This window comes from Aeromonas sp. R6-2 (assembly GCF_040908155.1).
In the GTDB taxonomy this organism is placed as follows: domain Bacteria; phylum Pseudomonadota; class Gammaproteobacteria; order Enterobacterales; family Aeromonadaceae; genus Aeromonas; species Aeromonas schubertii.
The window spans coordinates 1-18,824 of sequence record NZ_JBFODE010000042.1 but is presented as its reverse complement, the minus strand read 5'-3'; the positions used below and the strand labels follow the sequence as shown (position 1 = coordinate 18,824).

At 61.0% G+C, this 18,824-nt stretch carries 24 protein-coding genes; 18 read left to right on the top strand and 6 right to left on the bottom strand.

What is annotated here, in order from left to right:
* Window positions 1–4 precede the first annotated feature (4 nt).
* The 13 genes from AB5Y48_RS10990 (at window position 5) to AB5Y48_RS10930 (ending at window position 9,210) form a co-directional block, all read left to right on the top strand.
* Window positions 5–814: a SirB1 family protein gene (locus AB5Y48_RS10990; protein WP_050667350.1), complete on the top strand. Its 810-nt coding sequence runs from the start codon at window positions 5–7 to the stop codon at window positions 812–814.
* Between the two features lie 10 nt (window positions 815–824).
* Window positions 825–1,679 (top strand): 3-deoxy-8-phosphooctulonate synthase, encoded by an 855-nt coding sequence (gene kdsA, locus AB5Y48_RS10985; protein WP_368164432.1) that lies wholly within the window; start codon window positions 825–827, stop codon window positions 1,677–1,679.
* A 151-nt stretch (window positions 1,680–1,830) separates the two neighbouring features.
* A complete protein-coding gene (gene ftsB, locus AB5Y48_RS10980) occupies window positions 1,831–2,133 on the top strand; it encodes a cell division protein FtsB (RefSeq protein WP_050667352.1) in 303 nt (100 codons plus the stop codon).
* A complete protein-coding gene (gene ispD / locus AB5Y48_RS10975; protein WP_224160360.1) occupies window positions 2,126–2,809 on the top strand; it encodes a 2-C-methyl-D-erythritol 4-phosphate cytidylyltransferase in 684 nt (227 codons plus the stop codon). Before ftsB ends, ispD begins: the two co-directional genes overlap by 8 nt.
* Window positions 2,810–2,853: 44 nt before the next feature.
* Complete coding sequence (ispF, locus tag AB5Y48_RS10970) at window positions 2,854–3,330, top strand: 2-C-methyl-D-erythritol 2,4-cyclodiphosphate synthase (RefSeq protein WP_050667354.1); 477 nt, start codon at window positions 2,854–2,856, stop codon at window positions 3,328–3,330.
* A complete protein-coding gene (gene truD / locus AB5Y48_RS10965; protein ID WP_368164430.1) occupies window positions 3,330–4,382 on the top strand; it encodes a tRNA pseudouridine(13) synthase TruD in 1,053 nt (350 codons plus the stop codon). Before ispF ends, truD begins: the two co-directional genes overlap by 1 nt.
* On the top strand, window positions 4,363–5,109 hold the full coding sequence (surE, locus tag AB5Y48_RS10960) for a 5'/3'-nucleotidase SurE (RefSeq protein ID WP_368164429.1): 747 nt from the start codon (window positions 4,363–4,365) through the stop codon (window positions 5,107–5,109). Before truD ends, surE begins: the two co-directional genes overlap by 20 nt.
* Before the next feature lie 4 nt (window positions 5,110–5,113).
* Window positions 5,114–5,731, top strand: a complete 618-nt coding sequence (locus tag AB5Y48_RS10955) for a protein-L-isoaspartate(D-aspartate) O-methyltransferase (RefSeq protein WP_060584074.1) — start codon at window positions 5,114–5,116, stop codon at window positions 5,729–5,731.
* The gene (locus AB5Y48_RS10950; RefSeq protein ID WP_368164428.1) at window positions 5,728–6,309 is read left to right on the top strand and encodes a YqaA family protein; all 582 of its coding nucleotides are present in this window, start codon (window positions 5,728–5,730) and stop codon (window positions 6,307–6,309) included. Before AB5Y48_RS10955 ends, AB5Y48_RS10950 begins: the two co-directional genes overlap by 4 nt.
* A gap of 9 nt (window positions 6,310–6,318) precedes the next feature.
* Complete coding sequence (locus AB5Y48_RS10945) at window positions 6,319–7,173, top strand: peptidoglycan DD-metalloendopeptidase family protein (protein ID WP_136612844.1); 855 nt, start codon at window positions 6,319–6,321, stop codon at window positions 7,171–7,173.
* Window positions 7,174–7,213: 40 nt separating this feature from the next.
* Window positions 7,214–8,197, top strand: coding sequence for an RNA polymerase sigma factor RpoS (rpoS, locus tag AB5Y48_RS10940; protein WP_060584075.1), 984 nt, complete (start codon window positions 7,214–7,216; stop codon window positions 8,195–8,197).
* Between the two features lie 216 nt (window positions 8,198–8,413).
* Window positions 8,414–8,686, top strand: a complete 273-nt coding sequence (gene hupA, locus AB5Y48_RS10935) for a nucleoid-associated protein HU-alpha (protein WP_005351739.1) — start codon at window positions 8,414–8,416, stop codon at window positions 8,684–8,686.
* A 107-nt stretch (window positions 8,687–8,793) separates the two neighbouring features.
* Entirely contained in the window at window positions 8,794–9,210 is a 417-nt protein-coding gene (locus tag AB5Y48_RS10930) for a hypothetical protein (protein WP_050667360.1), read from the top strand.
* 51 nt (window positions 9,211–9,261) lie between these two features.
* Here AB5Y48_RS10930 and AB5Y48_RS10925 read toward each other — a convergent pair whose 3' ends face one another.
* Genes AB5Y48_RS10925 through AB5Y48_RS10905 form a run of 5 tightly spaced genes read right to left on the bottom strand, consistent with a single transcriptional unit; the run spans window position 9,262 to window position 12,095 of the window.
* On the bottom strand, window positions 9,262–9,681 hold the full coding sequence (locus AB5Y48_RS10925; RefSeq protein WP_050667361.1) for a DUF4426 domain-containing protein: 420 nt from the start codon (window positions 9,679–9,681) through the stop codon (window positions 9,262–9,264).
* Window positions 9,682–9,709: 28 nt separating this feature from the next.
* Complete coding sequence (yggU, locus tag AB5Y48_RS10920) at window positions 9,710–10,000, bottom strand: DUF167 family protein YggU (RefSeq protein ID WP_368164426.1); 291 nt, start codon at window positions 9,998–10,000, stop codon at window positions 9,710–9,712.
* Window positions 10,000–10,551, bottom strand: coding sequence for a YggT family protein (locus tag AB5Y48_RS10915; protein WP_050667363.1), 552 nt, complete (start codon window positions 10,549–10,551; stop codon window positions 10,000–10,002). Before AB5Y48_RS10915 ends, yggU begins: the two co-directional genes overlap by 1 nt.
* 9 nt (window positions 10,552–10,560) lie before the next feature.
* On the bottom strand, window positions 10,561–11,382 hold the full coding sequence (proC, locus tag AB5Y48_RS10910) for a pyrroline-5-carboxylate reductase (RefSeq protein ID WP_368164425.1): 822 nt from the start codon (window positions 11,380–11,382) through the stop codon (window positions 10,561–10,563).
* A gap of 11 nt (window positions 11,383–11,393) precedes the next feature.
* Window positions 11,394–12,095 (bottom strand): YggS family pyridoxal phosphate-dependent enzyme, encoded by a 702-nt coding sequence (locus tag AB5Y48_RS10905; RefSeq protein ID WP_368164424.1) that lies wholly within the window; start codon window positions 12,093–12,095, stop codon window positions 11,394–11,396.
* A 39-nt stretch (window positions 12,096–12,134) separates the two neighbouring features.
* Here AB5Y48_RS10905 and tapT point away from each other — a divergent pair, with 39 nt between their 5' ends.
* Genes tapT through yaaA form a run of 3 tightly spaced genes read left to right on the top strand, consistent with a single transcriptional unit; the run spans window position 12,135 to window position 15,090 of the window.
* On the top strand, window positions 12,135–13,169 hold the full coding sequence (gene tapT / locus AB5Y48_RS10900; protein WP_050667366.1) for a type IVa pilus ATPase TapT: 1,035 nt from the start codon (window positions 12,135–12,137) through the stop codon (window positions 13,167–13,169).
* Between the two features lie 8 nt (window positions 13,170–13,177).
* Window positions 13,178–14,296, top strand: coding sequence for a PilT/PilU family type 4a pilus ATPase (locus tag AB5Y48_RS10895; RefSeq protein ID WP_368164422.1), 1,119 nt, complete (start codon window positions 13,178–13,180; stop codon window positions 14,294–14,296).
* 14 nt (window positions 14,297–14,310) lie between these two features.
* Window positions 14,311–15,090, top strand: a complete 780-nt coding sequence (gene yaaA / locus AB5Y48_RS10890) for a peroxide stress protein YaaA (RefSeq protein WP_224162366.1) — start codon at window positions 14,311–14,313, stop codon at window positions 15,088–15,090.
* A gap of 143 nt (window positions 15,091–15,233) precedes the next feature.
* Here the strand turns inward: yaaA and srmB are convergent, their stop codons facing one another.
* A complete protein-coding gene (gene srmB, locus AB5Y48_RS10885) occupies window positions 15,234–16,463 on the bottom strand; it encodes an ATP-dependent RNA helicase SrmB (protein WP_368164421.1) in 1,230 nt (409 codons plus the stop codon).
* A gap of 114 nt (window positions 16,464–16,577) precedes the next feature.
* On the opposite strand from srmB, the gene AB5Y48_RS10880 reads away from it, so the two are divergent.
* Entirely contained in the window at window positions 16,578–17,285 is a 708-nt protein-coding gene (locus AB5Y48_RS10880) for a tRNA1(Val) (adenine(37)-N6)-methyltransferase (protein WP_050667370.1), read from the top strand.
* A 190-nt stretch (window positions 17,286–17,475) separates the two neighbouring features.
* Complete coding sequence (brnQ, locus tag AB5Y48_RS10875; RefSeq protein ID WP_368164419.1) at window positions 17,476–18,783, top strand: branched-chain amino acid transport system II carrier protein; 1,308 nt, start codon at window positions 17,476–17,478, stop codon at window positions 18,781–18,783.
* Window positions 18,784–18,824 lie beyond the last annotated feature (41 nt).

The following is an 18,824-nucleotide window of genomic DNA, read 5'->3' as shown; positions in this document are numbered from 1 at the left end:
TGTGATGACGCGTTTTCGTATCGACGAGTGGACCGATTTCGAGGGGTATGAGCTGACCGAGCTGGCCCTCTCGGTGGCCGACGAGGTCTATGGTGAAGGGCGCGCCGCCGAGGGGAAGGCGTACCTCAATGCGCTGGAGTCCCGTCTGGACTCTGTGCGCCTCGCCCCCCCCGAGGCGCGACGCCCGGCCCTGCTGGCCCTGCTCTATGAAGAGCTGGGGTTTCACGGGGATTGGCAGGACTACTTCAACTCGGAAAACTGCGATCTCTGCGCCGTGTTGCACCGGCGTTGCGGCATACCGGTGAGCCTCGGCATCGTACTGATCCAGCTGGGGCGTACGCTCGGCCTCAAGGTGGAGGGACTCTGTTTCCCCGGCCACTTTCTGGTCTGCTTCGACGAGGGGGATAGCCAGGTCTATGTGGACCCCTTCAATGGTGAGGAGCTCTCGCTGCACGGAGTCGAGCTGCTGCTGCGCGGGGCACTGGGCAATTTCGCCACCCTGAGTGGCCAGTACCTGATGCCGGCGAGCCAGTGGGAGATCCTCGAGCGGTTGCTCAACGTGAGCAAGGCGGCCCTGCTGCGGGAGGGGCGCATGAACGAGGCCCTGCGCTGCTGCGAGTTGCTGCTGCGCATGAAACCGGGCGATCCCCTCGAGACACGGGATCGCGGCTTTATTTATGAACAGCTCGACTGCCCCCAGTTTGCCGCGGGGGACTTCGAATACTTTATTGAACAGTGTCCGGATGACCCTGTGGCCGATCTGCTCAAGGCGCAGCTCAAGGCCCTGGATCTCACCCCCAAGACCCTCCATTAAGGAACCCGTGATGGAACAGAAAATCGTCAAGGTAAATGCCATCGAAGTGGCCAACGACAAGCCTTTCGTGCTGTTTGGCGGCATGAACGTGCTGGAGTCCCGCGACATGGCCATGGCCGTGTGTGAGCGCTACGTGGAAGTGACCAGCAAGCTGGACATCCCGTTTGTGTTCAAGGCGAGCTGGGACAAGGCGAACCGCTCCTCTATCCACTCCTATCGTGGCCCGGGGCTGGAGGAGGGGATGAAGATCTTCCAGGAGCTCAAGGCGACCTTCGGCATGCCGGTCATCTCCGATCTGCACGAGCCGTGTCAGGCCAAGCCGGTGGCCGAGGTGGTGGATGTGATCCAGCTGCCCGCCTTCCTGGCGCGCCAGACCGACCTGGTGGAGGCCATGGCCCGTACCGGTAACGTCATCAACATCAAGAAGCCCCAGTTCCTGAGTCCGAGCCAGATGAAGAACATCACCGAGAAGTTCGAGGAGTGTGGCAACGATCGCCTCATTCTGTGCGAGCGCGGTGCCAACTTCGGTTACGACAATCTGGTGGTCGACATGCTGGGCTTCGGTGTGATGCAGCGCAGCACCGGTGGCTACCCGGTGATCTTCGACGTGACCCACTCCCTGCAGTGCCGCGATCCCCTGGGCGCCGCCTCCGGTGGTCGTCGTGACCAGGTGACCGAGCTGGCCCGTGCCGGCATGGCGGTTGGCCTGGCAGGCCTGTTTATCGAGTCCCATCCCGATCCCAAGGTGGCCCGCTGCGACGGCCCGAGCGCCCTGCCGCTGGACAAGCTGGAAGGCTTCCTCAAGCAGATGAAGGCCATCGACGAGCTGGTGAAGGGGTTTGAGCCCCTCGACACCTCGGCCTGATGAGCCCCCGACGCCCCGCTTTGCGGGGCGTTGTCGTTCAGGTGCTTCAAGCGCCGGTTTCCACAGGGATTTTCACCACTCACTCGCTTGTGCTTTCTTTTGTCTTGGGGCCGAATATGGGAAACTAGGCCGCTTCTAGGAGACACAGTGCATGCGGCTATTCACCCTGATCCTGCTGGCCCTGCTCGGCGGCCTGCAATACCACCTCTGGCTCGGCAAGAACGGGCTGGAGGACTACTACAAGATGTCTGACACGGTCGCACGCCAGCAGCAGGACAATCAGTCGCTCAAGGATCGTAACGGCCTCATCTACCGGGAGATCGCCGATCTCACCAGCGGTCTCGAGGCGATCGAAGAGCTGTCACGCAACGATCTCGGCTATATCAAGCAGGGGGAGACCTTCTACCGCATCATTCCCAAGAAGGAGAAGCAGGAGGAGGTGAGCAATGAGTAATGCCGTGACTGCCGTGGTGCCCGCCGCCGGCATCGGCAGCCGCATGGGAAGCGAGCTGCCCAAGCAGTATCTGCTGCTCAACGGCAAACCCATCCTCGAGCACACTCTCAGCCGCCTGCTGGCTCATCCGGCCATAGAACAAGTGGTGGTGGCGCTGGCCCCCCATGATGCCTGGTTCGATGCCCTGCCGATGGCCAGCGATCCCCGCGTGGTGCGGGTCGAGGGGGGCGGCGAGCGGGCCAACTCTGTACTCAACGCCCTGATGGTGGTGGAGAGCGACTGGGTCATGGTGCACGATGCCGCTCGTCCCTGTATCACGGCCGGCGATATGGACCGCCTCATCACAGTGGCGCAGCAGGGGGAGGGGGCCATCCTCGGCAGCCGGGTACGCGATACCATGAAGCGCACCAACGGGGCCGGCGAAATAGTGGCCACCGTCGATCGCGACGAATTGTGGCACGCCCTGACGCCACAGATGTTTCCCACCAGAACCCTGCGCCGTGCCCTCGAAGAGGGGCTGGTGCTGGGGGCCCTGATTACCGATGAAGCGTCGGCCATGGAGCGGGCCGGCTATTGTCCACGGATGGTGGAGGGACGGGCCGACAACCTCAAGGTGACCCGTCCCGAGGATCTGGCACTGGCCAGCCTCTATTTGCGTCAACAAGACGCGCTCTAACACTATTCAATCGCGCGGCCGGTGCCGCGGCAGGAGGAGATGGCGTGATCCGGATCGGACATGGTTTTGACGTGCACAAGTTCGGGGGCGAGGGCCCCTGCATGTTGGGCGGGGTTGCCGTTCCCTATGAGCAGGGGCTGCTTGCCCACTCGGACGGCGATGTGGTGCTGCACGCGGTGAGTGACGCCCTGCTCGGTGCCATCGCCGCCGGTGACATCGGCCGCCACTTCCCCGATACCAGTGCCGAGTTCGAGAATATCGACAGCCGCATCCTGCTGCGCGACGTGTTCGCCCGGGTCAAGGGGGCCGGCTATCGTATCGGTAACCTGGATGTCACCATCATCGCCCAGGCACCCAGGATGGCGCCCCACATCGACGCCATGTGCGCCGTGCTGGCGGCCGATCTCGAATGTGAGCTGAACCGGGTCAACGTCAAGGCGACCACCACAGAGAAACTCGGCTTTACCGGCCGCAAAGAAGGGATCGCCACCGAAGCCGTGGTATTGCTGGTGAAACAATAATGCTCGAACAACTGACCTATCTGCATGGCCAGCCGGCCGTCACCGGTGTGCTCAAGGCCGCCCCGTCCGACTTCGTCGTCATCGAGGATCTCGGTTTCGAGCCCTGCGGCGAGGGGGAACATATCTTCGTGCGGGTGCGCAAGAGCGGCGAGAACACCGCCTGGGTGGCGGGCCTGCTGGCCGACGCCGCCGGGGTGAACCGCAACGCGGTGACTTGGGCCGGCCTGAAAGATCGCCATGCGGTGACCGAGCAGTGGTTCGGCATCCACCTGCCGGGTAAGGGCGAGCCTGACTTGAGCGTCATCGAGAGCGACAGCATCCAGATTCTCGAGGCCAGGCGCCACAACCGCAAGCTGCGCACCGGTTACCTCAAGGGCAACCACTTCACCCTGCGCCTGACCGGGCTGTCGGGCAGCGAGGGGCTCGAGGCCCGCCTGCAGGCGGTGGCCGAGCAGGGGGTACCCAACTACTACGGCGAACAGCGTTTCGGCCGGGGTGGCAACAACCTGGAGGCCGCCAAGGCCATGTTTGGCGGCAAGCGGATCAAGGATCGCAACAAGCGCTCCCTCTACCTGTCGGCGGCGCGCAGCATGCTGTTCAATACGGTCGTGACCGCCCGTATTGAACAGGGAGTGGCCCACACCCTGCTTGCCGGTGACTGCCTGATGCTCAAGGGCTCCCACTCCATCTTCAGCGAACCCGAGGTCACTCCCGAGCTGGCGGCACGCCTGGCCAGTGGCGATGTGCAACTCACCGCCCCCCTGTGGGGTCGTGGCCGCCTCGCCAGTCAGGGAGAGGCGGCCGCCTTTGAAGAGGCGGCCCTGAGCGAACTTGCCGAGTGGCGCGAGGGGCTCGAGAAGGCCGGGATGGATCAGGAACGCCGTCCCCTGCTGCTGCGCCCCGAGGGGATGCAGTGGCAGCTGGAGGCCGATACCCTGACCCTCTCATTCTTCTTGCCGGCCGGCGCTTTTGCCACCAGCGTGGTGCGCGAGCTGATCGATGCCCGCGAGGCGGATCACCACGGAGAGACCCATGCGCATTCTGGTGAGTAATGACGATGGCGTGAATGCGCGCGGCATCCGGGCGCTCTCCCGGGCGCTGGCCGAGTGCGGTGAGGTGACCGTGGTTGCGCCGGATCGCAATCGCAGCGGTGCCAGCCACTCTCTGACCCTGGAGGTGCCACTGCGGGTCAGCCGCATCGAGGAGACCGGCTTCTATGCGGTGAAGGGGACGCCGACCGACTGCGTGCACCTGGCCGCCAACGAGCTGCTCAGGCCCGAGCCCGACATGGTCGTGGCCGGTATCAACCACGGTGCCAATCTGGGTGATGACGTCATCTACTCCGGCACCGTGGCGGCGGCCACCGAGGGGCGCCATCTGGGCTTCCCCTCCATCGCCATCTCCCTGGTGGGGGATACCCACTTCGAGACGGCGGCCCACTATGCGTTGACCCTGGTGCGGGCGCTGCAGCATCACCCCCTGCCCGCGGATCAGATCCTCAATGTCAATGTGCCGGATCTGCCGCTGGATCAGGTAAAAGGGATGAAGGTGACCCGTCTGGGCAATCGTCACCGGGCCGAGTCGGTGATCCGGCAGCAGGATCCCCGGGGCCAGACCGTCTATTGGATTGGCCCCCCGGGGGCCCGGCAGGATGCGGGAGAGGGGACCGACTTTGCGGCCATCGAGCAGGGCTATGTCTCCATCACCCCGCTGACCATCGACATGACCGCATATCGCAACATGAGCAACCTGGAGGCCTGGCTGGCACAGCAAGGATAAGGGTGTGATAGAGCAGCGCCTATTGAATCAACTGATCGCCAAGGGGATCACGGACTATCGCGTGTTGGCTGCCATTGCCGACATTCCGCGCGAGTACTTCGTGGACGAGGCGATGGCTCACCAGGCGTGGGATAACACGGCCTTGCCCATCGGGCATGGCCAGACCATCTCCCAACCCTACATGGTGGCGCGCATGACCGAGCTGGTGGTGGCCAATGATCCGGCCCATGTGCTGGAGATAGGCACAGGTTCGGGTTATCAGACGGCAGTGCTGGCGCGTCTGGTGGAGCATGTCTATACGGTCGAGCGCATCAAGTCCCTGCAATATCAGGCGCGGCGCCGGCTGAGAAACCTGGACCTGCACAACATCTCGACCCGGCACGGTAATGGCTGGGATGGCTGGGCCTCCAAGGGACCCTTCGACGCCATCCTGGTCACGGCGGCGGCCAGCGAGGTTCCCCGGGTTCTGCTGGAGCAACTGGCCGACGGGGGACGCATGGTGATTCCCGTGGGTGAGCAGCAGCAGGCCCTGATGCTGATTGAACGCAATGGCTCCCAACTGACCCAGAGGGCGCTGGAGCCGGTGCGATTTGTTCCTCTTGTTAATGGAGAAATTGAGTGAAGTTGTTTTCCCGCCTCTACGCCATGGTCATGGTATGGGCCCGTCATCGGCATGCCCCCTTCTACCTCTCGGGGACGGCCTTTATTGAATCCATTTTCTGGCCCATCCCGGTCGATGTGATGCTGGCGCCCATGGCGCTGGCCAAGCCGCAAAAGGCGTGGCATTACGCCGCACTGGCGACGCTCTTCTCCGTGCTCGGCGCCCTGTTTGGTTATGCCCTGGGCTATGCCCTGTGGGAACCCGTGGTTCAGCCCATGGTGGCGGCGGTCGGTTATCAGGATAAGATTGCCCTGGCCGAGCAGTGGTTTGAGCAGTGGGGAATCTGGGTCATTTTCATCGCCAGCTTCACTCCCATCCCCTACAAGGTGTTCACGGTGACGGCCGGCCTGTTGCATATGGCGCTGCTCCCCTTTATTGTCACCTCCCTCATTGGTCGCGGCATGCGCTTCTTCCTGGTGGCCGGGTTGATGCGATGGGGTGGTGAGAAGATGGAGCGCAAGCTGATGCACTATGTGGATGTGCTGGGCTGGCTCTGTATCGCTCTGGCCGTGGCGGCTTATTTCTGGTTTAGCAAGTAAGGGGTTGTTATGAGTCTGTTGCAGTGGCGAAAGAGCAGCGCAGTGCTGTTGTCCGGTCTGTTGTTTGCCTGCTCCTCCAGCCAAACCCCGGCCCCGGTCGGCAGTATCGATGGCGGTTACCGGTCCGGTAGTTCGGCCCGTTATGTGGGTAAGCAGCGGACCCTGACTGGCAACAGCTATACGGTACAGAAGGGGGACACCCTCTATTCCATCGCCTTCAGCGCCGGCAGTAATGTGCCCGCCATTGCCAGTCTCAACGGGATCGAGCCTCCCTACAACATCTATCCGGGTCAGCAACTGCGACTGCACGTCTTCGAATCCCAGTCTCTGGGGGGTAAATCCGGCGGTGGCGCCGTGGTCGTTACCCAGCCGTCGGTCGCCAAGCCTTCTGGTCAGACCTCGCAGTGGACGGAGCAGAAAACCGTTGCCGCGCCTGCACCAAAGGAATACGCTCAAAAAACAGCTCAAAATAACAACAATGTCTCCAGCGGATCGCCGGATTGGCGTTGGCCAACAGATGGCAAGCTTGTCGAGGGGTTCTCCACTGCCGAGCAGGGCAACAAGGGGATCGACATTGCCGGCAAGAAGGGGCAACCCGTCTTTGCGGCCAGCGACGGCAAGGTAGTCTATGCCGGCAGTGCGCTTCGGGGATATGGCAAGCTGATCATTCTCAAGCATGACGATGAGTATCTCTCCGCCTATGCCCACAACGACCAGTTGCGGGTGCAGGAGGGGCAGAGTGTCAAGAAAGGGATGGTCATTGCCGATATGGGAAGCACGGATGCGCCGGATGTGCGACTGCACTTTGAAATCCGGTACAAGGGCAAGTCGGTCAATCCGATGAGCTATCTGCCCAAGCGTTAAACCCAGAGGGAAAGCGTGACTCTGGTTCTGGAGGGATGCCATGAGCCAAGAAGATAAGCTGGATGTACAGGACGTTGAATTCGAGCTTGATGAGGAGATTGAGAGCGCAGAGGAAGAGGAGGAGCTGACCGTTGCGGCTGCCGATGAGGTGGTCAGCGATGAGGTGTTCACCCCTGAACTCAACCGGGTCATGGATGCGACCCAGCTCTATCTGGGAGAGATAGGCTTCTCTCCCCTGCTCACTGCCGAGGAAGAGGTCTACTTCGCCCGCCGCGCCTTGCGCGGTGACAAGGCTGCCCGCAAACGGATGATCGAATCCAACTTGCGGCTGGTCGTCAAGATTGCCCGCCGTTATAACAACCGTGGCCTGGCTCTGCTCGATCTCATCGAGGAGGGTAATCTGGGCCTGATCCGTGCCGTCGAGAAGTTCGATCCCGAGCGCGGTTTCCGTTTCTCTACCTACGCCACCTGGTGGATCCGCCAAACCATAGAGCGGGCCATCATGAATCAGACGCGCACCATTCGACTGCCGATCCATGTGGTCAAGGAGCTCAACGTCTATCTGCGTACCGCCCGTGAGCTGGCCCATCGCCTCGATCACGAGCCCACGGCGGAGGATATCGCCTCTGCCCTCGACAAGCCGGTCGAAGACGTGAGCCGCATGCTCAAGCTCAACGAGAAGATCAGCTCGGTCGATACGCCGATCGGTGGCGACAAGGACAAGGCTCTGCTGGATGTGCTCTCCGATGAGCGTGGCTCCGGCCCCGAGCTGGAGACCCAGGAGGACGATATGCGCAGCAGCATTGTCCACTGGCTCGAGGAGCTAAATCCCAAGCAGCGCGAGGTGCTGGCCCGCCGTTTCGGCCTGCTGGGGTATGAGGCGGCGACGCTGGAGGATGTGGGTCACGAGATCGGTCTCACCCGGGAGAGGGTGCGACAGATCCAGGTTGAAGCCCTGCGCCGCCTGCGTGAGGTGCTGCTCTCTCAAGGCCTCTCTATCGATGCGCTGTTTCGCAACGGTTGAGTGGCCTCGAGGGAAATGGTGAGGGGGCTTGTCCCCCTCGTTTTATGGTGGGCGAGCATGGGTTTGTGCCGAGATTCACCTGTTATGTGATTGTTTCCGCAGATCTTGATGAAAAGCCCGCCATTTGAGGGCTCAAAGGGGATAAAGGCTTTGCCTGACAACCTCTTTTTGCATAGAGTGAAGCCGTGCTAATTGCCAGTTGATAAAGGATAACTTATGAACAAAGCGCAACTTGTCGATGCTATCGCCGCTAAAGCCGATCTGAGCAAGGCTCAGGCCAAGGCTGCACTGGAGGAGATCCTGGCAGGTATCACCCAGAGCCTGAAAGAGGGCGATGCAGTCCAGCTGGTCGGTTTCGGCACCTTCAAGGTCAACCATCGTGCTGGCCGTACCGGTCGCAATCCCCAAACCGGCAAGGAGATCCAGATCGCCGCGGCTAATGTGCCCTCCTTCGTTGCCGGTAAGGCCCTGAAGGACGCCGTCAAGTAAGACGCCCGTTTTGCCAAAAAACCCGGCCTGTTGCGCCGGGTTTTTTATTGTGTGTCCCGTCCCTTTTTTCGGATAAACTGAGAGAAAAGCGGTATCGGGAGGTTGGTATGGCACATCCCATGACCATAGGCCAGGTGGCCATTCCCTGGGCCCCCTCCAGGCAGTTATCGCCCGGTCTGGTGGTGGTCGATCTACACCACGACATCTGGGGTGACACCCTGACCATAGCGCTCGGGCAGGCCCGCAGCATCGACATACCTCCCCTCACTCAATGCCATGTTTACTTCCGCCAGGTGTTTGCCCTGCGCGTGGTGGAGGATGGGGATCTCTCCGATGGCATGAGCAGCCATCCCGTCGAGGAGCAGATCCAGATCATCACCCCGTCACGGTTCGCCGCCTGGTTTCATCAGGAGTCCAAGGGGGTACATCTGGACGAGGATCTGCAGCACTACCGGATTTCGACCTGGGACTACTGTGTCGACATCCTCACGTCACGTCCTCCCGAACTGCATCTGGTCGAATAAATCAGAAAGGGAGGCCATGGCCTCCCTTGCTGATTCGAAAGACTCTCCTGGCTACTCCACATAGAAGGTGTGCTGGAACTCCAGGGGCCACCGCTGCCCGTTCCCCATCAGGGTCAGGGTGATGCGGTACGTATCTTCGTTGCGGTAGGGAAGCTCGGCCAGGTAATAGATCGCCTTACCCTCCCTGACCTCACGGAAGGATAGGGGGCGAACCGTGCCGGTCAGGTTGCGGGCCTCACCCGTGATGCCAACCGATTGGGGTATTCCCTGCTTGTCCTGTACCGCAATGTTGATGATGCCGTTATAGCGGCTGCGCTCAACCTGATACTGAGTGGCCACCTCCGGGGTCAGAAAGCTGGAGGCAAAGGCACTGTAGTGCACGTTCCAGGGGCCGACCTCTTTCATCTGCTCCGCCTGGCCGGGGAGGGACAACATCATCCCCAGCAGGGCGCCTAACCAGGCTCTCATCATCGCTTCTCCTTGTCGGTGACTCTCATGTTCAGTTTAACAGGGCGGCAATCTCGGAGGGGATTGCCCGTGGCCCTTCGATACTGACCGTCTTGTGGCGTCCCAGTTCGCCGCGAATAACCCTGACTTGCCCTTTGGCCACCTTGAACTGCTTGGCCAGATACTTGATCAGATGGGCATTGGCCTGCCCATCAACCGGAGGCGCCGTGATGGCGACCTTGATCTCCTCTCCGTGCAGACCGACTATCTGATCCCGGCTCGCCTTGGGCTGGATGAGGAGCTGAAGCAGCAGCACCTCTCCCTGCCAGCTGGCTGCCGCCATCAGATCATCCACCAGAGCTGGCCGAAGAGATCGCCCAGCAGGTAGTTGATGGCCTGCAGGGCGATGAAGGCAACCAGCACGGAGAGATCCAGTCCGCCCAGGGGGGGAAGGATGCGGCGTATGGGTTGCAAGAAGGGTTCGGTCAGCTGATGCATCACATATTCGATAGGGTTGCGGCCCTGACTGACCCAGCTCAGGATGGCGCGGATCAGCAGGATCCAGAAGACCATAGAGCCAGCCTTCTTGAGGACGGTCAGACCGGCGAAGAGGGAGAGGCTGACCCAGTCGGCCTGCAATACCCCAAGGCTCTTGAGCAGAGCCAGCTTGCCCATTGCCACGATCAGGGCCAGCACCAGGGAGGCGAGATCCAGGCTGCCCACGCTGGGGATTACCCGGCGCAGGGGAACCAGCAGCGGTGAGGTGAGCTTGACCACGGTCTGGCTCAGGGGGTTGTAGAAGTCGGCACGTGCCCACTGCAGCCAGAGGCGCAGCAGCACGACCATGAGGTAAAGGTCGAAGACGGTGTTGATAAGGAAAAAGGCGGTATTCATCGAGGCTCCTTAGAAGAGTGTTTCCATCTCGCCGGCCCGGCGAACGGCGGCCTGCATGGCGTGGCTGGTGATCTGCTGCAATCCCTGCTCCTGAAAGGTTCGGATCGCCTCGGCAGTGGTGCCGCCCTTGCTGGTGACCTGCTCGCGCAGTTGTGCGAGAGAGAGGGTTGGATTCTGCGCCACCATGGCTGCCGCGCCGATGGCGGTCTGTTGAACCAGGGCCCGGGCCTGCTCCGGGGTGAATCCCATCTGCTCGGCCTCTTCGCAGATGGCCTGCATAAAGAGAAAGAAGTAGGCGGGGGCACTGCCTGCGGCAGCAATGACTCCGTTGATCCCGCTCTCGTCAGCCACCCAGAGCGTCTGACCCACCGCCTGCAGCATCTGCTCGGCGAACTGGCGGTCTTCTTCATTCACAGGATCGGGGGCATAGAGTCCGGTCATGCCCAGTCCGAGCAGGGCCGGGGTATTGGGCATGCAGCGGATGATCCGCGTCTGTCCCGTCATCTGGGTGAGACGTTCGACCCGGATCCCGGCGGCGACAGAGATAAGCAGCTTGCCCTCCAGGATGCCGGGCTCGGCGCGCAGGGTCTCGAGCATGTCAGCCATCAGCTGGGGTTTGACCGCCAGCACGATCACCTCGGCTCTCCGGGCTGCCGCCAGGTTATCCTGAGTGATGTGGATGCCGGTCTCGCTGGCCAGGGCATCGAGCTTGGGGCGGCTGGGGTTGGCCGCGGTGATGCAATCAACCGGGTAACCGGTGCGCACCAGCCCCAGTATGATGCTGCGGCTCATGTTACCGGCCCCGATGAAGGCGATCTGTCTGTGTTGCATAGGCATCCTGCTTATGAGTAGTCGCGGGCACCGAAGATGGCGGTGCCGATTCTCACCATGGTACTGCCATGGCGGACGGCGGGCTCGAGATCCTCGGTCATGCCCATGGAGAGGGTGTCGACCGAGGGATATTTTGCCTGGAGACGAGTGAACAGTTGCTGCATGCGGGCCATCTGCCCGGCCAGGCGCTCTGCATCGTCGGTATGTTCAGGAATGGCCATTAGGCCGCGCAATACCAGGCGATCACTGCGTGACACCTGTTCGGCAAGGCTGAAAATCTGCTCTTCCGTGGTTCCTGATTTGCTGAGCTCTCCGCTAATATTGATTTGCAGACAAATATTTAGCGGTGGCATATGGGGCGGTCTCTGGGATTGCAGCCGCTCGATCAGCTTGGCTCTGTCCACGCTCTGCACCCACTGGAAGCGCTCGGCAACGGGGCGGGTCTTGTTGGACTGGAGGGGGCCGATGAAGTGCCATTCCAGGTCATCAAAGGCGGGATCCTGGCGCAGACGGTCGATCTTGTCGACCGCCTCCTGGGCATAGGATTCACCGAAGCGACGTTGTCCGCAGTCATAGGCGGCGACAATGGCCTCCAGGGGCTTGGTCTTGCTGACCGCCAGCAGGGCAACGCTGCCGGTGGTTCTGCCTGCCTCTGTTTCGGCCTTGGCGATTCGATCCGCCACCTGGGCGAGGTGCTGGGCAATCTGGCTCATGATTTAGTTAGTGATGCGCAATGGGAGAATGACAAGTCTATGGATATCACAGAGTTATTGGCCTTCAGTGTAAAGCATAAAGCCTCGGATCTACACCTCTCTGCCGGGGTGCCACCCATGATCCGGGTCGACGGGGAGATGCGCAAGATCAATCTGCCCGTCCTGGAGCACAGGGAGGTTCACGCCCTCATCTATGACATCATGAACGATCAGCAGCGCAAGGAGCTTGAAGAGAATTACGAGGTCGACTTCTCCTTCGAGATCCCCGGGCTGGCGCGCTTTCGTGTCAACGCCTTCCAGCAGTCTCGTGGCTCGGGAGCCGTCTTCCGGACCATCCCCAGTACAGTATTGAGTCTCGATGAGCTCGATGCTCCCGAGGTGTTTCGCAAGATCGCCGAATATCCCCGTGGTCTGGTACTGGTGACGGGGCCAACCGGCTCGGGCAAGTCGACGACGCTGGCCGCCATGATCAACTACATCAACGAGTCCTTTCATCATCACATCCTCACCATCGAGGATCCCATCGAGTTCGTGCATGAGAACAAACGCTGTCTGGTGAACCAGCGCGAGGTGCACCGGGATACCAAGAGCTTCAGCAATGCCCTGCGCTCGGCCCTGCGTGAAGACCCCGACATCATACTGGTCGGTGAGATGCGGGATCTCGAAACCATTCGGCTGGCGATGACGGCGGCCGAGACCGGTCACCTGGTGTTTGGCACCCTGCACACCTCGTCGGCGGCCAAGACCATAGACCGTATCATCGACGTCTTCCCCGGGGCCGAGAAGGACATGGTGCGCTCCATGTTGTCCGAATCCCTGCGGGCGGTTATCTCCCAGACCCTGCTCAAACGTATCGGCGGTGGTCGGGTGGCCGCACACGAGATCATGATAGGTATCCCGGCGGTGCGAAACCTGATCCGGGAAGACAAGGTGCCCCAGCTCTACTCTGTGATTCAGACCGGGATGACACATGGCATGCAGACCATGGATCAGTGCCTCAAGCAGTTGGTCGGGCGCGGCGTGGTTACCCAGCAGGATGCCAGGGGCAAGGCCGCCGATCCCAACAGTATTTAGGAGTCTCTATGAGCATGGATGCCTGGTTGGGCGAGTTGGTGGCGAGGCGTGGTTCGGATCTCTTCGTCACGACTGGCATGGCCCCTACCGTGAAGCAGGACGGGCGCTTCGTCGCCCTCGGCGATACGCCCTTGTCGGCAAAAGAGGTTGAAGAGGCGATGGCCCTCATCATGGATGAGGAGAGCAGACACCTCTTTGCACAGACCTGGGAGGCCAACTTCGCCATACAGAGGCCGGGTCTCGGTCGTTTCCGGGTCAGTACTTTCCTGCAACTGGCCCAGCCTGGCATGGTGCTGCGTCGCATCGAGACCCGGATCCCCACCTTCGAAGAGCTCAAGCTGCCACCTGTGCTCAGGGAGGTCGTGATGGCCAAGCGGGGGCTGATCCTCTTCGTCGGTGCCACCGGTGCCGGTAAGTCGACGACCCAGGCGGCCATGATCGGCTATCGCAATCAGCAGAGTGATGGCCACATCCTGACGGTCGAAGATCCGGTGGAATTTGTGCATCACCACGGGCGCAGCATCGTGACCCAGCGAGAGGTGGGGCTGGATACGCCCTCTTTCGATTCGGCCCTGCGCAGTGCCCTGCGTCAGGCGCCGGACCTTATCCTGATCGGCGAGATCCGTACCCAGGAGACCATGGAGTTTGCCATCCAGTTTGCCGAGACGGGCCATATCTGCATGGCCACTCTGCACGCCAACAATGCTGACCAGGCGATCGAACGGATCATGCATCTGATGCCGGAGGGGCGGCACCGCCAGCTGCGCTACGATCTGGCGTTCAATCTGAAGGCCATCGTCGCCCAGCAGTTGCTGCCCCTCAAGAGTGGTAGTGGGCGCAGTGCTGCGTTCGAGATCCTGCTCAACACGCCCCTGATTGCCGACATCATCCGTAAAGGAGAGGTGGACAGACTCAAGGATGTGATGGGGCGCTCCCGCGAACAGGGGATGGTGACCTTCGATCAATCCCTCTTCGATCTCTACATGGGGGGACAGATCGACATGGAGACGGCCCTGGCCCATGCGGACTCGGTGAACGATCTCCGGTTGATGATCAAGCTGAAGGGGGGTGAGAAACTTGGCTCCGGCTCTCTGGATAATGTTACCCTGCAGCCCGATATGGAGTGAAACAGAGGACGCTTATGCTGATTGTGGTCTCGCCGGCCAAGACGCTGGACTATGAATCCCCCCTGCCAACCCGACGCCATACTCTGCCTGCCTTGCTGGATCAGTCGGCCGAGTTGATCGCCAGGGCTCGCCAGATGAGCCCGGCCGAAATCGGCTCGCTGATGAAGATCAGCGACAAGCTGGCGGGCCTCAACGCCGCGCGCTTTGCCCAATGGCAACCGGCCTTCACCCTGGACAACGCCCGTCAGGCCATCTTCGCCTTCAAAGGGGATGTCTACACCGGACTGGATGCCGGGAGCCTGGGTGAGGAGGATCTGTGCTATGCCCAGGAGCACCTGCGGATGCTCTCCGGTCTCTACGGCGTGTTGCGGCCACTGGATCTGATGATGCCCTATCGCCTCGAGATGGGGATTCGGCTCGATAACGCCAGAGGCAAGGATCTCTACACCTTCTGGGGAGAGCGGATCACCGAACACCTCAACCAGGCCCTGGCCGAACAGGGGGATGAGGTGCTTATCAACCTCGCCTCGGACGAATATTTCAAGTCGGTACGGCCCGGCTCGCTCAAAGGGCGCATCGTGACCCCGGTATTCAAAGATGGCAAGAACGGCCAGTACAAGATCATCAGTTTCTACGCCAAGAAGGCGCGTGGCATGATGGCCCGCTGGTTGCTGGTTAACCGGATCACCCGAGTGGAGGAGATCCCGGCCTTCGATGTGGATGGCTACTATTTCGTTCCCGAGGAGTCCAGCGCCGACACCCTGGTGTTCAAACGGGAAGAAAAAATGCAGTAAACAGGGAACCAAATGTGCTTACCCGAGTCTTACCTATTGAATCCTCTGTTGTAAGCACTTTCTTAAGGCCGATGTCTGTTTGATGTCGGCTTTTTTTATGGACTCTTGCCTGTGAAGAGGCCGCCTCGCGGCGGCCCTCATGCTTACTTTTTCTTGCCCTTCTTCTTGGCGGACTTCTTCTTGTCCTCCTTGGGCTTCTTCTTCTTGGTCGGCACCTTGGCTTCCTTGTGCTGCGGGCGCAGACCGTCGATGACACGGCGCTTGAGGCGCTCTTCGGTGTAGCGTTCAATCTTGCCGACCACGGCCATGTCGTGAGCCTCGGTCAGGCTGATGGCACAGCCGCGGTTGCCGGCACGTCCGGTACGGCCGATCCGGTGCACATAGACATCGGCGCTGTAAGGCATGTCGTAGTTGATGACATGGCTGACGTTCGGCAGATCGATACCGCGGGCCGCCACGTCGGTGGCGATCAGGAAGGGCACATCACCCTCGCTGAACTTGCGGATCGCCTCGATCCGTTTCTCCTGCTCCATCTCACCGCGGATCCAGGCGCAGGGAATGCCGGCGGTTTGCAACTGTCCGGAGAGCTCGGCCAGGCGTTCGCGGGTCTTGACGAAGATGATCGCCTTCGTGGTCTCCGGATCGCGCAGTATATGGGTCAACAGGGCCAGCTTGTGGACGGCGTTGTCGGCCAGGTGGATCCACTGGGTGATCTTGCGGCGCTCGCTGCGCGGCGGTTCGGCGTGCAACTCGACCGGATCGTTAAGGATCTCGTTGGCGAAACGGGTCAGACCGGCCCCTTCCAGGGTGGCGGAGAAGAGCAGGGTATGTTTGCGGTAGCGTGCCTCGGCGGCGATGCGGCTCACGTCGTCGATGAAGCCCATGTCGAGCATGCGATCCGCCTCATCGAGCACCAGCACCTCGATGTCGTCGCTCTCGAACTCGCCGGCGTTGATGTACTCGAGCAGGCGGCCCGGGGTGGCCACTACGATATCGGTGGTGCGGGTCAGGGCCGGGCGCTGCTCTTCATGATTCACACCACCTATGATGGTCTCGATGGCGAGGTGTGCATGGGCGGCCAGTGCCTTGGCGTGTGCGGTCACCTGCAGGGCCAGCTCGCGGGTCGGTGTCAGGATCAGCATGCGGCAGGGGCCGGGCTTGCGGCGCGGGAAGTCGAGCAGATGCTGCAAGGCCGGCAGCAGGAAGGCGGCGGTCTTGCCGGTGCCGGTCGGGGCCGAAGCCAGAATATCGCGGCCGTCCAGAGCCGGCTCCAGCACCAACTGCTGAATGGTCGTGGGGCGGGTGAAGCCCATCTCGGCCAGGGCCTGGTTGAGGGCTGGGTGCAGGTCGAAGTCGTCGAAGGACATGCTCATGGCGATACTCGGTTAGAAGGAAAACGCCGCATTATAGGCGATTGTGGCCGCTACTCCTATGGTTGATGGGGTGGCAGTCGTTATAATCCGCGCCGGTTTTGGAAGGAGGTGTGGATGGCAAGTCCCGGCTTTACGTTCAAGCAGTTTCATGTGGCTCACGATCGTTGTGCCATGAAGGTGGGCACCGACGGGGTGCTGCTGGGGGCCTGGGCCCCGGTGGCTGGGGCCAGGCGTATCCTCGATATCGGCAGCGGTACCGCTCTGGTCGCCCTGATGCTGGCGCAGCGCAGTGCCCCCGAAAGCCATATCGATGCCGTGGAGATCGACTCCGCTGCCGCCGCCCAGGCACGGGAGAATATTGCCAGCTCTCCCTGGCCAGAGAAGATCCACTTGCACGAGGGGGCGATTCAGACATTTGATGGGGGCCCCTTCGATCTCATCGTCTCCAACCCACCCTATTTCGTGAATGGTCAATCCTTTAGCGACCCGGCGCGGGCGCAGGCCCGGCACACGGGGAGCCTGGATCAGCAGGATCTGCTGGTGGCTTGTCGACGGCTATTGGCGCCAAATGGACTGGTTGCTCTGGTACTTCCCCGCATGGAAGGCGAACGTTTGCGCGACTTGGCAGCACAATATGATCTTCATTGTGTTTGTAACGAAGTTGTGATCACCCGAGAGGGAAAAGAGGCAAATCGTGTTTTGCTACTGCTTTCCAGAGAATTTAATCAGTGTAAGGTGGGGCAAATTGTGATCCATTCTGCTGATGGTGGCTATTCCGATAGATATGTCCAACTGGCGTCCCCCTTCTATTTGAAGATGTAAATTTCGTCTTGCACTTATTTTCCACTCCTTTATTCTGACTCCTAAATGAGCACCCGCTCCCGGCCAGCGAAAACCACTATCGCTGGTCGAAAAAACAGCGGTGCTCTTTTTTTTAACCTCTCGCTCAGCTCGGACGAGTGAGGGTAAAAAATATAAAAAGCAATAAGTTACAAGACAGACGAGGTTGACCTTGACGAAATCACTCAAACTTTCCGACGTGCTCGGACTGGGCTTTATGACCTTCGCCTTCTATCTGGGCGCCGGCAACATCATCTTCCCCCCGCTGGCGGGCTTCCTGGCCGGGGAGCATCTCTCCTTTGCCATGCTGGGCTTTCTGGTGACCGCGGTCGGTCTGCCGCTGATCACCATCATTGCGGTCGCCAAGGCCGGTGATGGTTGGGCGGGGATGACCCGTCTGCTGCCGGCGGGGGTCGCCACAACCCTGGCCGTGGCCATCTACATCATCATAGGTCCGGCCTTCGCCGCTCCCCGTACTGGCCTGGTGGCCTACGAGATGGGTCTCAAGCCCTTCCTGGGTGAAGCGGGCCAGCTGGGGCTGATGGTCTATACCATTTTCTTCTTCGGTCTGGCCATGCTGGTCTCCCTGAACCAGGGCAAGCTGATGGATGCCATCGGCAAGTATCTGACCCCTGTGCTGATCGTGCTGCTGCTGGCCCTGGCCGCCGGTGTCATGATCGCCCCCCAGGGCTCCATGCCCGATGCGTCCGGTGACTATGTCAACAGCCCCTTCATCAAGGGGATGCTGGAAGGCTATAACACCATGGATACCCTGGCTTCCCTGATGTTTGGTGCCCTGATCGTCGATCTGCTGCGCCAGAAGGGGATCACCGACTATCGTAGCCAGTTCAAGTACCTGGTGATTGCAGGTTCCATCTCTGCCATCGGTCTTTCCGTCGTCTATGTCTCCCTGTTCCAGCTTGGCAACACCGCCTTTGGTGTGGTGAGCGAGGCCAGCAACGGGGGCGCCATCGTCAGCGCTTACGTGCTCAGCCTGTTTGGCAAGCCGGGCCTCTTCATCCTGGCCGGTATCATCACCCTGGCCTGTTTCACCACGGCCGTGGGGCTCATCTCTGCCTGTGCCGATTTCTTCCACAACCTGACGGGTATGGCTTACCGCAAGTTGGTGCTGATCCTGGGTGTCATCTGCGCCATCGTGGCCAACGTGGGTCTGAGTCAGCTCATCAGCCTCTCTATCCCTGTGCTGGTGGCCATCTATCCGGTCGCTGTGGCCCTGGTGCTGGTGACCTTCCTGAAGGAGCGTTTTGCCCGCCCGGCCCTCACCTATCGTCTGGTGCTGACCATCGCCTTCCTGTTTGGCTGCCTGGACGGACTGGGTGCCGCCGGCCTGATGATGGATGCCTTCTCCTTCCTGCCCCTGTTTGACAAGGGCCTGGCCTGGTTGATGCCGACGCTGCTGGCCTGTGTGGCAGGCATGCTGCTTCGCCGCGATGACGAGGTGGCTGCCGAGGCTGCCTAACACCGAGTGCAATACCACAGAAGGGGCCTGCTATCGCAGGC

Excerpts from the sequence above, each read along its gene's own strand:
- yggU (WP_368164426.1), bottom strand. The coding sequence starts at position 10,000 with ATGGCGGCAGCCAGCTGGCAGGGAGAGGTGCTGCTGCTTCAGCTCCTC.
- truD (WP_368164430.1), top strand. The coding sequence starts at position 3,330 with ATGCTCGAACAACTGACCTATCTGCATGGCCAGCCGGCCGTCACCGGT.
- AB5Y48_RS10945 (WP_136612844.1), top strand. The coding sequence starts at position 6,319 with ATGAGTCTGTTGCAGTGGCGAAAGAGCAGCGCAGTGCTGTTGTCCGGT.
- AB5Y48_RS10895 (WP_368164422.1), top strand. The coding sequence starts at position 13,178 with ATGAGCATGGATGCCTGGTTGGGCGAGTTGGTGGCGAGGCGTGGTTCG.
- ftsB (WP_050667352.1), top strand. The coding sequence starts at position 1,831 with ATGCGGCTATTCACCCTGATCCTGCTGGCCCTGCTCGGCGGCCTGCAA.
- AB5Y48_RS10990 (WP_050667350.1), top strand. The coding sequence starts at position 5 with ATGACGCGTTTTCGTATCGACGAGTGGACCGATTTCGAGGGGTATGAG.
- AB5Y48_RS10905 (WP_368164424.1), bottom strand. The coding sequence starts at position 12,095 with ATGAGCCAGATTGCCCAGCACCTCGCCCAGGTGGCGGATCGAATCGCC.
- AB5Y48_RS10880 (WP_050667370.1), top strand. The coding sequence starts at position 16,578 with ATGGCAAGTCCCGGCTTTACGTTCAAGCAGTTTCATGTGGCTCACGAT.
- kdsA (WP_368164432.1), top strand. The coding sequence starts at position 825 with ATGGAACAGAAAATCGTCAAGGTAAATGCCATCGAAGTGGCCAACGAC.
- yaaA (WP_224162366.1), top strand. The coding sequence starts at position 14,311 with ATGCTGATTGTGGTCTCGCCGGCCAAGACGCTGGACTATGAATCCCCC.
- ispD (WP_224160360.1), top strand. The coding sequence starts at position 2,126 with ATGAGTAATGCCGTGACTGCCGTGGTGCCCGCCGCCGGCATCGGCAGC.
- srmB (WP_368164421.1), bottom strand. The coding sequence starts at position 16,463 with ATGAGCATGTCCTTCGACGACTTCGACCTGCACCCAGCCCTCAACCAG.
- proC (WP_368164425.1), bottom strand. The coding sequence starts at position 11,382 with ATGCAACACAGACAGATCGCCTTCATCGGGGCCGGTAACATGAGCCGC.
- tapT (WP_050667366.1), top strand. The coding sequence starts at position 12,135 with ATGGATATCACAGAGTTATTGGCCTTCAGTGTAAAGCATAAAGCCTCG.
- hupA (WP_005351739.1), top strand. The coding sequence starts at position 8,414 with ATGAACAAAGCGCAACTTGTCGATGCTATCGCCGCTAAAGCCGATCTG.
- rpoS (WP_060584075.1), top strand. The coding sequence starts at position 7,214 with ATGAGCCAAGAAGATAAGCTGGATGTACAGGACGTTGAATTCGAGCTT.
- surE (WP_368164429.1), top strand. The coding sequence starts at position 4,363 with ATGCGCATTCTGGTGAGTAATGACGATGGCGTGAATGCGCGCGGCATC.
- AB5Y48_RS10925 (WP_050667361.1), bottom strand. The coding sequence starts at position 9,681 with ATGATGAGAGCCTGGTTAGGCGCCCTGCTGGGGATGATGTTGTCCCTC.
- AB5Y48_RS10930 (WP_050667360.1), top strand. The coding sequence starts at position 8,794 with ATGGCACATCCCATGACCATAGGCCAGGTGGCCATTCCCTGGGCCCCC.
- AB5Y48_RS10915 (WP_050667363.1), bottom strand. The coding sequence starts at position 10,551 with ATGAATACCGCCTTTTTCCTTATCAACACCGTCTTCGACCTTTACCTC.